7 protein-coding genes are annotated in these 13,333 nt (G+C 37.6%); all 7 read left to right on the top strand.

What is annotated here, in order from left to right:
- Window positions 1-2 precede the first annotated feature (2 nt).
- The 7 genes from APS56_RS06015 to APS56_RS05985 all read left to right on the top strand — a co-directional run bounded on the left by APS56_RS06015 (window position 3) and on the right by APS56_RS05985 (window position 13,295).
- A complete protein-coding gene (locus APS56_RS06015) occupies window positions 3-1,640 on the top strand; it encodes a glycoside hydrolase family 172 protein (RefSeq protein WP_054726012.1) in 1,638 nt (545 codons plus the stop codon).
- An 11-nt stretch (window positions 1,641-1,651) separates the two neighbouring features.
- On the top strand, window positions 1,652-3,217 hold the full coding sequence (locus APS56_RS06010) for a sulfatase-like hydrolase/transferase (protein WP_082379267.1): 1,566 nt from the start codon (window positions 1,652-1,654) through the stop codon (window positions 3,215-3,217).
- Between the two features lie 119 nt (window positions 3,218-3,336).
- On the top strand, window positions 3,337-5,976 hold the full coding sequence (locus APS56_RS06005; RefSeq protein WP_082379266.1) for a glycoside hydrolase family 31 protein: 2,640 nt from the start codon (window positions 3,337-3,339) through the stop codon (window positions 5,974-5,976).
- A gap of 260 nt (window positions 5,977-6,236) precedes the next feature.
- Entirely contained in the window at window positions 6,237-7,619 is a 1,383-nt protein-coding gene (locus tag APS56_RS06000; protein ID WP_054726006.1) for a hypothetical protein, read from the top strand.
- Window positions 7,620-7,670: 51 nt separating this feature from the next.
- The gene (locus tag APS56_RS05995; RefSeq protein WP_054726003.1) at window positions 7,671-9,077 is read left to right on the top strand and encodes a right-handed parallel beta-helix repeat-containing protein; all 1,407 of its coding nucleotides are present in this window, start codon (window positions 7,671-7,673) and stop codon (window positions 9,075-9,077) included.
- 46 nt (window positions 9,078-9,123) lie between these two features.
- The gene (locus APS56_RS05990) at window positions 9,124-11,880 is read left to right on the top strand and encodes a GH116 family glycosyl-hydrolase (RefSeq protein ID WP_054726001.1); all 2,757 of its coding nucleotides are present in this window, start codon (window positions 9,124-9,126) and stop codon (window positions 11,878-11,880) included.
- Between the two features lie 62 nt (window positions 11,881-11,942).
- Complete coding sequence (locus APS56_RS05985) at window positions 11,943-13,295, top strand: hypothetical protein (RefSeq protein WP_054725997.1); 1,353 nt, start codon at window positions 11,943-11,945, stop codon at window positions 13,293-13,295.
- The last annotated feature ends 38 nt before the right edge of the window (window positions 13,296-13,333 follow it).

The raw sequence follows: 13,333 nt of genomic DNA, 5'->3' as shown, positions 1-13,333 counted from the left end.
TTATGATTATTAAAAAGTCTATTTTAAGTTTTGTTTGTTTAGTGTTTACAACTAATGTATTTACTCAAAATGTAGAAAAGATAACCGTGGAGTCGCTATTAAATGAAATGGTTGATAGAGATGCTGTAGCTCGTTTTCCCAAGATAAATTTTAGGTTAAAACAAGAGAGCAGCTATAATAGAGCTTCTAAAACACCTGCTGATACTGTGGGATGGTTTAGTAATCATGATTTTAATTCGAAAGATACTGACCATAATTTCATTAGAACTGAGGAAAAAAATGGACAAAAGGAATGGGTGTTAATGGATCATGTGGGACCGGGGGCTATTGTGCGTACATGGATGCCTTTTTTAAGTGCCGACAAACCGAATACCGATATTCAAATTAAAATATATTTAGACGGTAACGAGGAGCCAGTTTTGGAAGGTAATATGTTAGGATTGCTTGACGGCACTGGAGAAATTCCGTTTCCGTTAGCGCATCAATCGTTGCGTTCAGCGGTGTCGTTTTTCCCAATTCCGTATGCTAAAAGTTGTAAAATAACAACTACTGAAAGACCTTTCTTCTATCAATTCACTTATAGGGCTTATGATGATTACACGCCTATAAAAACCTTCACAAAAGAAGATTTTAACAAAGCAATGCCTTTAACCAAAAAAATAGGAGAATTATTGTTAGAACCAAAAAAGACTGTAGAAGGAACTCAAGTGGTGTTCTCAGCTAAATTAGGTTCTAAAAAAGAAAAATCCATTGAATTGCCAGAAGGAAATGCAGCCATTAAAGAGTTAAGCTTAAAGCTAAAAGATTATAAAAATATTGAGGTAACACGCTCCATTGTTTTGAAAATTGAATTTGATGGTAAGCAAACCGTTTGGACGCCTATTGGCGATTTTTTTGGTAGTGGTATTGGGTTAAACCCGCACCAAGGATGGCATATTGCCGTAAGTGAAGATGGCACCATGACTTGCAGATGGCCGATGCCTTATCAAAAATCAGGAAAAATTTCTGTAGTTAATTTAGGAAAAAAAACGGTGCAGGTAGATTTAAAGGCGACTGTAAGCGATTGGAAATGGGATGATGATAGTATGTACTTTAATGCCGCATGGCGAGGACAATATCCTGTTGCTACCAGGCCATTTTCCGATTGGAATTATGTAACCCTTAAAGGAAGAGGTGTTTATGTAGGCGATGCCTTAACTATTATGAATCCTGTTGAAAAATGGTGGGGTGAAGGTGATGAAAAAATTTGGGTAGATGGCGAAGATTTTCCATCTATTTTCGGAACAGGAACTGAAGATTACTACGCTTATTCTTGGGGAGGTAGAAGCACTGAATTTTATGAACATCCTTTTCATGCGCAACCTCGTGCTCATGTTTACAATAAGTTAAACCCTAAAACAACCAACGAGAAAAATACCTTGGGTTATAGTACAGAAACCAGAACTCGGTCGTTGGATGTTATGCCTTTTAGTAGCTCTCTGCAATTGGATATGGAAATATGGAGTTGGACCAATTGCGAAATGGGTTACGGTGTTGGTATGTATTGGTATGGTGATAAACAAACCACTTCAAACAGAATCCCAGATGAAAAAGAGGTTTTAAACGTACCACCTTTACCAAAAGAGTTTCCTAAAAAATAAGGATAGAATTTATGAAAAGTACTAAAGTAGTTTTTACAATTTGTCTGTTGATTTTAGCTTTAATAGGGGTGAGTTGTAAATCAAAAGCAACCCATTTTACAGCAATATCTGAGGGTAAAACTACGAAACCCAATATCATCTTTTTAATGACCGACGACCAGCGTTGGGATAATATGGGTTGTTATGGAAAACCCGAATTCAACACACCCAACATTGATAAGTTAGCAGAACAAGGCGTCATATTCGATAATGCTTTTTATGCCGTCGCTATTTGCATGCCCAGTCGTGTAACCATGATGACGGGTAGGTACAATTCAAACCATAAAGTGGGGTTTGTAGCACCAGATGATTACACTTTATCGCAAGCAGATTTTTCCAAAAGTTACCCTGCCATCCTTAAAAACACAGGCTATCGCACAGGGTTTATAGGCAAAGTAGGGTTTACGGTTACCGAAGAAGCAGTGCGCCCAAGCACACCCAAGGAACATTATTATAAAGAACAAATGGGAGGGGTTTTCGATTTCTTTGCAGGAAGTGAAACCTACGATAGAAAAGATTTTGTAATCTGGCCAGAAGATGATGAAACTTTACAGGATATTTACAAAGAAGGACGCCAAAATTCTGGCAGAACCAAGAGGACAGGAGAAGCTATGATGCGTTTTTTGGATACGCAACCTGCAAATCAGCCATTTTGTTTATCAGTTAGTTTTTATGCGGTGAAACATGACAATAACAAGGATGTGTACATGCCACATTTTGAACAGTTTAAAAATCACGATTTTTCGGTTCCAAGAAATTGGGTAGAAGGCGATAATCCAGTACTTCCAGATGTGGTTAAAGAAAATGCCCGTGGTGTGTATCTGCATCGCCAAAGATCATCAACCCCCGAACTTTATCAAAAATTGGTACGTCGTTTCGCTACGCAAGGTTATAGCGTCGATGAACAAGTTGGTTTTTTAGTAGAGAAATTAAAAGCCAAAGGATTGTTTGAAAATACCATCATTATCTATACGAGTGATAACGGACGTTTTCAAGGGTCGCATGGCTTATTCGATAAATGTTTGTTATACGATGAATCTGTGAAAGCACCACTTATTATTTATGACGGACGTATGCCAGAAGCTAAACGCAAACGTCGCGAAAAGGCACTTGTTTCTTCAGTTGATATGGCGCCTACCATCGTATCTATGGCAGGGTTACAACCCCCAGCAAGCATGCAAGGGCTTAATATCAGTGGCGTATTGAATCAAACACAAGATATGTCCGGATGGCGAGATACCGTTTTTATGGAAGATTTATTTTTGGCGGCCATGTTCAGCAAACGCTATAGTGAGGAGGTTGATGAAATCAATCAAAATTTAATAGATACCAATCAATCATACCGTAGCAGAGGCGTGCGTACAGACCGTTGGAAGTACATTGTTTATTACGAACATACTCCAAAAATTGAGGAGTTGTATGATACAAATAAAGATCCAATGGAGCAACACAATTTAGTGGATAGTCCAGAGCATCTCGATATCCTTCAAAAGTTAAGAAAGCAAGCAGAAGACATGTATCAAATGGCAATTCAGTAATTTTTTTTAAGTCTTAAAAATCTGCAGGAAAATTTAACTAAGAGAAGGTAGTAAAAGAGGGTATGAGCTTAGATACTAATTACATATAGAGTTTGAAAAAAAATAATTTTTAATAGATTATGCGAAATTTAAGAAACGTATCATTTTTCTGTATCTTGGTTCTGTCCTTGATTATAGTTGGATGTCAACCCAATTTTAAGTGCAAGATTAAAAAATTAGATCACGGTGTAATCATTTATCAAGACAGTATCAATGTTAATATTACAGTGATTGATGAGTCTATTATTCATATAAATAAAATAATAAATGGCAGCACCCCTTCAACCATTCCAGATTATGTAACGGTTTTAAATCCTCAGGAGGTGTCGTGGGATTTAGATTCAACTGAAGACTTGCTAACCATTAGCACAGATAAATTAAAAGTATTAGTGCATAGCGATGGAACTATAGAATATCAAACTAAAGACGATAAAAAATTACTGGCTGAAACCAAAGAAAACACTTTTGTTAAGCAGGATACTACTGAAACACACACGGTTTCGCAAGCGTTTCATGCGGGCGATGAAGCGCTGTATGGTTTAGGGCAATACCAAAGTGGTATTATGAATTGGAAACATGTACCCATCCGACTTCAGCAATATAATCAAGAAATAGCTATTCCGTTTGTGGTATCTACCAAAGGTTACGGCATTTATTGGCATAATTATAGTCTGACAGATTTTAACTTGCCTCAGCATGAAATTAAATTTGAAAACACTAAGTCTAATGCAACGCCAACAGAGCAGACTGTTATTACTGCAGATGGTGAAAAAGAAGATGTTGCTGCACATATCAAGACATCTGAAGCAGCAGAAAAAAATATCCGTGAAACCACATTTACGCCTAAAAAAACAGGAGAATACACATTTTTAGCCTTAAGTGATCATGGCGGACGCATGCGTGGCGAAATTAATGTGAGTATAGATGGCGATCCTGTAATTAACTATTCAACCATTTGGATGCCTCGCAGATATTCTGGTAAAAAGCTTTTAGAGGCTGGTAAAACTTATAACGTAGTATTTCAAAATACAGGTGCTAAAATTCTAGGTAATTTGTATTACACTGAGCCAGATTATAACAAAACAGTGTTTAGTAGTACACATGGGAATGCGATAGATTATTATCTGGTAAAGGGTGAAACTCCTGAGGCTGTAATTTCTCAGTATCAGAAATTAACAGGAAAAGCTCCTTTATTTGCTAAAAGCGCTTATGGATTTTGGCAATGTCGCGAGCGGTATCACAATCAGGAAGAATTATTAGTTAATGCACGGGAAATGCGTGAACGCCAAATTCCGTTTGATAATATTGTACAAGACTGGTTTTATTGGCCAAAAGGCACAAAAGGTCCGGAATGGGATCCTGCAAAATATCCAGATCCAGACGCCATGGTGTCAGACCTAAAATCATTAGATTTAAAACTAATGGTATCTGTTTGGCCAGAGGTTAAAAATGAAGCGTTAGAGGAAAAATACAACCTTAAAAAAATAAAGAGTAGTAACTACATTGATATTTACGATAATGGGGTAAGCGAACGGTTTTATCGTATGTTAAGTGACTCTATGTTTCACAAAGGAGTCAGTTCTATTTGGTTAGATGGTACAGAGCCAGAAGGTGTAAATGATGCTACTCAGTTAACTGCTGTTGGTCGTTTTGAAGAAGTTCAAAACCCGTATTCACTTCTTGTAACTAAAGCCATGTACGATGGCCGTCGTAAGGAATTCCCAAAAGAGCGTGTGTTTAATTTAACGCGTTCAGCTTATGCCGGACAACAACGTTATGGTGCAACCTCGTGGTCTGGCGATGTAGAAGCATCTTGGGAACAATTGGAAGAGCAAATTGCTGCTGGTCTTAATTTTACCATGGCAGGAATTCCATATTGGACACATGATATTGGCGGATTTTTTAGAGATTCAAAATCCATTAATCCAGAATTCGATAATCAATATACCAATCCGGAATTTATTGAATTATTAACCCGTTGGTTTCAGTTTGGAACCTTCAGTCCAATATTTAGAATTCACGGTTATGTTTCGGAAACCGAGATTTGGCGTTATAATGAAGCATTTGAAAGTACTGCGCGCAAATTTATTGATTTACGCTACCAACTTATGCCATATATTTATTCACAAGCCTGGCAAATTACAACCAACAGTAAACAGCTTATGAGTCCGTTAGCATATCAATATCCAAATGATAAAAAAGTCTGGGGAATTAGTGATCAGTTTTTATTTGGTAAATCTTTTATGGTTGGTATTGTTACCCAATACGAGCAACGCGAAAAAACTATGTATTTTCCAAAAGGAACATGGTACAATTACTGGACAAATGAAAAACTTGAAGGCGGACAGGAGATTACTGTAAAAGCAGAATTAGATGAAACCCCGCTTTTTGTTAAAGCAGGATCTATTATACCATTCGGACCAAAAGTACAGTATGCTACACAGAAAACGAATGAACCTATCATTCTTAAGGTGTACCCTGGAGCCGATGCGGAATTTACTTTATATTTTGATGATAGTGAAACTTATGATTATGAAAACGGCGCTTACTCTGAGGTTAACTTAAACTATTCAGAAGCCGATAAAACGCTTCTAATAACAAAAGGGAAAGGATCTTTTATAGATTTTTCTGCAAATCCTATGGCGTTTAAAGTAGAAATGATTGGTGGGCAAATTCAAACCATTAGCTTTAATGGAGATGAAACACAAGTGAAATTGTAAAAATTGAGATTAGTATTATTCTTACTATACTACAGGAGACGAATTAAAGGTTTTATAAATCTTTTTCGTCTCCTGTTCTGTTTAGGCATATAATTTATACGGATTGCACCATAGTTTATATTCAAAAGGTGAGGTGTTACCTATTTTTATGAACCATAATTTCATTTACAAACACAAGCCAAATTTATATGACAACATTTCTTTTCAATCTTAAAAAAACAAATTTTCATACCACACTAAAATGCTATATCCTCTGCCTAATGGGAATCTTTGCTTTCCCTAGTTTAGGGGTAAATGCACAAACGATGGTAAATTCGTTAGAAGAGCTAAAACCGTTTCTAGACGACGATAATGTACATGTAAAGATGAAGCCGGGTGTGTATACTATCACAGCCGAAGATGTAAAAAACGGATTATACACTAAAGAAACCATAATTAAAAATACCAGCAAGGTATTATTGCTTTTTGAAGGGAATAATAGCACTTACGATTTTACTGGAGTAACCATAAATGTAGAAACAAAAGTGTTACAAGCTTTTGGGAAATTTCAGGTTTATGAGATTCAAATTATAGGAAACAAAAATGTATTAAAAAACTTAACCTTAGTCGATGTAGGTTCTGTACACGACCATCCTGCACATCGTGCAAACAACATTGTAATAGATGGTTCGCACAACCGTGTAGAGGGATTTAATGTTACTACAAAAGGGTCTTTTCCTTATGGGTATGGCGATGCTTTTGGGAAAGGCGGAAAATCAGTTATTCCACATAAAAAACACAGTGCTTGTTTGGTCCGTGGGGAATCAAATCATTTAAAAGATTCAAAATTTACACATAGAAGTTATGGGCATTGCATTTTTATGCAAGCAGCAAATAACCCAATAATTGAAGGCTGTGTTGTAGAAGGTGAAATGCGTAAAACCGACGATATGTTGGCAGAAACTTCAGGGCCAGCATTCGATGTAGACTTTATGACTGTTTGGGGATATAAGCTTCCAAAAGGCTATATGCTTAGTACAGGAGAAGCCGGGATTCGTGCTTACGATGGCGGAGAAACCGTAATTGATGGAAAAAATTACAGACGAGGAACGTCTAATGTTACCGTGTTAAATTGTACCGTAAAAAACATGAGAACAGGCGTCACTATTGCTCATGCTACAGGAAAAAAACGCGTGGAAGGCTGTGTGGCTATTGGTTGTGAAAACGGCTTTTCCTTAGGGTCGGGCGAATTGGTAAATTGTAAAGCCGATGTTACGTATGGGCCGGCATATGCATCGACTTACGAACGCGATAAATCGTATAATGCAGATATCACACTATTAGACTCTAAAGAACCGTATTATAATGGCTCAGGGAATATCGCCTATATTGGAGGTAGTGAACACAAAATTACATTCCGTGGTTCTAGTCAAGGTGCAGACCAAGGATTAAAAATTCAGGTTGGGGGCGATAAAAAGAATATCAGGTTATTACACGGGAATCTACCTAACCAAAATAACTTTAAAGGTTTCGATTTTGAGCTTCATAATCTTACAACCTATCCGGTATATTTATCAGATAAAAGTTCTGGAGTTGTAGGGGAATCTAAAGGTAAAATTACAGATTTAGGAACAGATAATTCTTTAAACTATACCGGAAAATAAGTAAATCTTACATCATAATACTTTACTTAAAACAGACTAAACCAAAATTAAATGATAAAACAATTTGTAACCTTAGTGCTTCTTTTAAGTGTCACTTTTAGTGCGCACACACAAACTAATACAGGAGAGAAGCAGGTCATAGAAGTACACACACTTAAGGATTTTAAAACTTATGTCAGTCAGGATAATGTTCACGTAAAACTCAGTCCGGGAAATTATCAAATTGATGACGCTGAAAAGATAAGATTCATTGAAATCACCAGTAACAATTCTTATTACGATTTAAGTGGTGCTCGGTTTATGGTAGACACCAAGTTATTCAGTCGTCCCGATTTAGTTAAAAGCGATGATGGCAATAGTATGTATTGCGCCATTGAAATTTCGGGAAATCACGTGACGCTAGAAGGCTTGTATATCGAGACTTATGGAAACACACCAGGAAGACAAAGTAAAAACAAGATGTTTAACATCGTTGGTGAACATGTAACTTTAAAGGATGTAGAAGTCCGAACCTCAGGGTCTAATCCTTGGGGCTACGGCTATTTGTATGGTTTAGGTGGTGGCGATGTTCGTAAAATGAACGGTATTCGCGTAGGGTATCCTGCTAAAAACGTAAAATTATTGGGTTGCCAAGTGCATATGCGCGCCATGGGGCACGCTATCTTTTTACAAGGTGCAGAAAACACCTTGATTGAAAACTGCCAAGTCGATGGATTGTTAAGAACAACAGATGCTATGTTGGCTGAAACTTCGGGTTATGGTTTCGATAAGAAATTCTACGCGGCTAAAGGCAATTATATTGAAGGAACCATCGTTGCCCAAGATGGTAAAATTCTTCCAGGAGAAATCATTTCGCTTAGTGAAGATGGCATCCGTATGTATCCAGAATACAAAGGCCATAAAACCAAAAATACTACCATTAAAAATTGTACCGTAACCCAAATGCGAAGAGGGATTTGTACCGGTTTAAGTTCATCGGGAGATACCATCATCGATTGTGTGGTACGCGATTGTGTGGCTACGGGATATAATATTGGGAATGGCGATACGGTAATAAATAGTAGTGCCGATGCTAAATATGGCGAGGCCTTTTGTATTCCGTATACCAATGCCAAAAATGCGAAAGTAGAGATGACGATTTTAGATAGCCGAAATGGCTTAGCGAATACCTTATTGGCAAAAATAAATGGTACAGGTCACGATGTTGTTATTAAAACGGCAGACCCAAAATTTATCCTTGAAACTATGGCTATTAAATTATCGGTTTGGGAGGGCTATGGTAATTTTAATGAAAACGCGAAGATGCATGCTACTAATATTAAATTAGACAACCAAACCGAAACTGAGGTCATCACATTTAAAGGTACCGAAAATGCAAAAATAAAAAGTGTGGGCAAAGTACGTAAGGCAACCGATGAAGAAAACAAAATCAATGAAGGTAATCGTACTAAACGCTAAGGTCGATTGAAATAGTATTGATTGTAAAACAGAATTTTAAAAAAATATGGCTAATAAGAATAATGAAATTAGTTGTTGCGCAGCTTCAGGGTGTTGTGAAACTAACCAGAATATAGATAACAGTCGTAGAAGTTTTATAAAAACGGTTAGTTTATCGGCTGCTATGTTAGCAATTAATCCTATTAGACTTATGGCAGGCCCTTTTAGTGAAAGGGATTTCGACCATGTGATTCCTGCCGATAAAAAACTCACCAAAGCATGGATTGAAAGTTTGTATGCGAGAGGTGAAGCCATGCATGCCACGGGTCAAGATTTAAAATATATTGGTATGCCAATAAATGGTATTGGTACAGGTCAAATCTATTTAGGAGGCGATGGCCGCCTATGGCGTTGGAATTTGGATGGGGAGCCGGATGACGTTTGGAGAGAAATGGGGGCTGGACATAAATATATGAAACCTGATACACCTTACAGTCCAATAGACCAAGGGTTTGCCTTGCAAGTAGGGTCTGGTAAAACGAAACGTGTGTTTAGGTTAGATGCGAACGATTTTCAAGATATAAAGTTTACCAATAAGTATCCTATGGGAGATGTGCAGTATGCTGATACCAGTTGCCCTGTAAAAGTTCACTTAGAAGCTTATACCCCTTTTATTCCATTAAATCGAGACAATTCAAGTTATCCGGTAATCGTTATGCGATACACCATCGAAAATACGTCTGAAGAAGAACAGGATATCGCTATTGGCGGATGGATAGAGAATTTCTCTAATTATAGAACAGGAAAAGAAAATAGTAACGGCGTCCGTTTAAGTCAATATCAAGAATTAGAAGGACTATCGGTTGTAGAATGTTGGACCGAATCTTTAGATGATGACGGTGAAGACCACAAAATCCCGTTTCATCACGCCAACGATTTTGGCGCTGTAGCACTCGGGATATTAGGCGAGGAGAAAGCAGATTTTGTAGATACCATGCGCTCTCAAGCTGGAGAAGTTAATCTATTTTCAGCCAATAAACCGAACAATAAAGCTAAACACATACAAAAGCGCCCGTTCAACGATAAGGCTTATGCATCATTAGGTCGTGAGTTTACATTAAAAGCCGGAGCACGTAAAACCATTGCCTTTACGCTATCATGGCGTTTTCCTAATGCCAGATATGTAGAAGGTTATGGGAAAACAGTATGGTCTAGAGACATCAATTATTATGCGACGCAATGGCCTAATGCCAGTACCTCTGCAAAGGTTGTCGCCTTAAAAGAAGACGAGCTTAGAAGTGAAACTCAAAAATGGGTAGAGACCTGGTACGATTCAACTTTGCCTTATTGGTTTTTAGAACGCACTTTTATTCCGATAGATTGTATGCAAACCCAATTAACCAAACGCTTGGCGATGCAAAATAATAGATATGGCTTGGATGAAGGTGTGAGCTGTTGTGAAGGGAATTGTACACATGTTTGGCATTATGCCCAAGGGGTATCGCGCTTATTTCCTGTAATAGAACGCGAATGTCGCGAACAGGTAGATTTAGATTTAAGTTTAAAGGGAGATACAGGCGCAATGAATTTTCGCTGTTCTACCAAAGCATTTAAGGAGGCGCCAGATGGGCAATGTGGAACCATTTTAAGAGTGCTTCGCGAAAGCCAAATGACTACAGATTATACCTTCTTAAAAAGTGTTTGGGAACGTACCAAATTAACCATGGATTATGTGATAAAAACATGGGATGAAGATGAAGATGGAGTCATGACAGGAGCACAACATAATACACTAGATGGCAACTGGTTCGGTAAAGTACATTGGTTAACAAATATGTATATCGCAGCACTTAGGGCATCGGCGGTTATGGCCAAACAAATGAATGAAACCGCAGTTGCGCAACGTTACGAAATGCTTGCAACTAAAGGAGCTGCCGCCATGGTAGATTTAATGTGGAAAGATGAATTTAATTACTTTATTCATATTCCAGAATTAGAACCAGAAAAAACACGAGGCTCTACAACCGGGTGCCATATCGATCAAGTTCTTGGGGAGTTTTGGCTGTATAACGTCGGACTAGAGCCGCTGTTACCGAGAGACAAGGTTCGGAAAGCTTTAGAGTCTTTATGGATCTATAATTTCGCTCCTAATGTTGGGGATTTCAGAAAAGAGCATCCTAAAGGACGTTGGTATGCTGCTGAAGGCGATGCGGGATTGGTAATGTGTACTTGGCCTTTTGGAAAAGAAAATGCACAAAAAACAAATTTCCATAAATATTATAATGAGTGCATGTCTGGATTTGAATGGCAGGTATCCGCACACATGATTTGGGAAGGTATGCTAGAAAAAGGATTGGCTATTGGTAAAGCCATTAGCGATCGTTATCAACCCAATCTTCGTAACCCTTATAATGAAGTAGAATGTGGTGACCATTACGCTAGAGCTTTAGCGAGTTATAGTGCTTTTATGGCGATGTGTGGTTATAAATATGACGGACCAGAAGGGAAACTTGCTTTTGGACCACGTATGCAACAAGATCATTTTAAAGCAGCATTTACAACTGCAGAAGGCTGGGGACAGTTTATTCAAAAAATTGAAAATGAAACGCTGATAGCAGAATTAAACCTGCGTTATGGAAACTTAAAATTAAATGAATTTACCCTAAATAAAGTAAAAGGCATACAGGTAAACCACGTGAATGTAACATTAAACGGTAAACAGATAGATGCAGATTTTAAAGAAACCTCTGAAAATTATCGTATTGAAATGAATCCCGGTTTTAGTTTCAGTCAAGGATCTAAGTTAAGGTTTGCTTTTAGTTAGAAAATTTAAAGCAATTAACTAATTAATGAACGAGAGTGTTTTAAAATCAAAAATTATAATACATGAAAATGATATTTAGAATATGCTTTTTGGGATTGCTATGTGTTAGTCAGTTTGTAGAAGCCAAGGATATTAAAATCAGCTCCTTAAAAGAGCTTGCCAAATACGCAGCAGCAAGTGGCAATACCATTACTATGGCGCCTGGAGTATATAAACTCACCGATTATTTAACTCTTGATAGTCTTAAAACACGTAAAGATAATCAAGACTATCAATACATTACGTTTAGTGGTAGCAATAATGTGTTCAACTTAGAAGGCGTAGAAATAGAATTGGATACCGAAATTAGAACCGTATTAAATCCGCCTATTCACACAGACGAATTTTTAATTACAGGTGCTCATAACACGGTTGTGGGACTTACGATTAGATGTATAGGACAAGGCACTTCACGTGGTGGTACAGTGCTTCAAGTGGCTGGAGAATCTAATGTTCTAAAAGACATTACATTATATGTTAAAGGGTCTTATCCGTATGGGTATGGCGATTTATTTGGAAAAGGAAAACAAAAAGAAACCACGATAAAACATCGTAAACACAGCGGCCTTTTGGTGACAGGAAATGAAACGAAATTGTATGGATGTAAGGTTTATAACCGGTCTTTTGGACATTGTTTTTTTATTCAAAAACGTCCTAAGAATGTCTATTTTGAAGATTGTTATGCCGAAGGCGAAGTCCGTTCAACCGATGAGATTCTGGCTGAAACTTCAGGGCCAGCATTCGATGTAAATTTTAAAACCTGGACACAAAATCGTGAAGGTGAATATGTAGTCACGCCAGGCTATATGAAATCCCTTTGCGAAGACGGTTTTAGGACCTATGGTACATGCGAAAACATCAGCTTTAAAAATTGTACCGCTAAAAATACACGTGCCGGATTCGAATTGCGTTTTAACACAGCGCACTTAGAAAACTGTACAACTATAGGGACAGAACGCGGGTATTGGATAGGAGATAATTCCGTGGTTAAAAATTGTAAAGGCGATGCCAATTACGGACCATTATTATTTGTTGAAGGTAGTGGCGTTAAAGTCGATTTAATTGTAGATGATGCAGAATCAGACCGTCTGGTGCATGCTTTAGCAACCATTCAAGGGGCTGATAATACCATAGTATTAAAATCGGAAAACGGTAAAACACGTCAAACAGACTTACCTATTTTGGTGGGGTATACGCATCCAGAGCATGGAGAAGCGATGTCTCCTTACGGTGAGGCAGAAACCACCAATTTAAATTTAAGAAACGAAACCAAAATGCCTATTAAAATAGGTGTTCAGGCTAGTAATAGCAGTATAATCACCAAAGGTGAGATTATAGAAAACAAAGGAACGCTTATAAAAGTCAACAAAAGATAATAGCTTTTTAAAAAGATTGACAGACAGACAAAACTATT

Origin of the sequence: Pseudalgibacter alginicilyticus, assembly GCF_001310225.1 — a bacterium.
In the GTDB taxonomy this organism is placed as follows: Bacteria; Bacteroidota; Bacteroidia; order Flavobacteriales; family Flavobacteriaceae; genus Pseudalgibacter; species Pseudalgibacter alginicilyticus.
Note: the sequence above shows the minus strand (reverse complement) of the source record. Positions and strands in the feature narration are given on the sequence as shown.

What these genes read in the sequence shown, in the direction of transcription:
- APS56_RS06015 (WP_054726012.1), top strand. Translation starts at nt 3, where the DNA reads ATGATTATTAAAAAGTCTATTTTAAGTTTTGTTTGTTTAGTGTTTACA.
- APS56_RS06010 (WP_082379267.1), top strand. Translation starts at nt 1,652, where the DNA reads ATGAAAAGTACTAAAGTAGTTTTTACAATTTGTCTGTTGATTTTAGCT.
- APS56_RS06005 (WP_082379266.1), top strand. Translation starts at nt 3,337, where the DNA reads ATGCGAAATTTAAGAAACGTATCATTTTTCTGTATCTTGGTTCTGTCC.
- APS56_RS06000 (WP_054726006.1), top strand. Translation starts at nt 6,237, where the DNA reads ATGGGAATCTTTGCTTTCCCTAGTTTAGGGGTAAATGCACAAACGATG.
- APS56_RS05995 (WP_054726003.1), top strand. Translation starts at nt 7,671, where the DNA reads ATGATAAAACAATTTGTAACCTTAGTGCTTCTTTTAAGTGTCACTTTT.
- APS56_RS05990 (WP_054726001.1), top strand. Translation starts at nt 9,124, where the DNA reads ATGGCTAATAAGAATAATGAAATTAGTTGTTGCGCAGCTTCAGGGTGT.
- APS56_RS05985 (WP_054725997.1), top strand. Translation starts at nt 11,943, where the DNA reads ATGAAAATGATATTTAGAATATGCTTTTTGGGATTGCTATGTGTTAGT.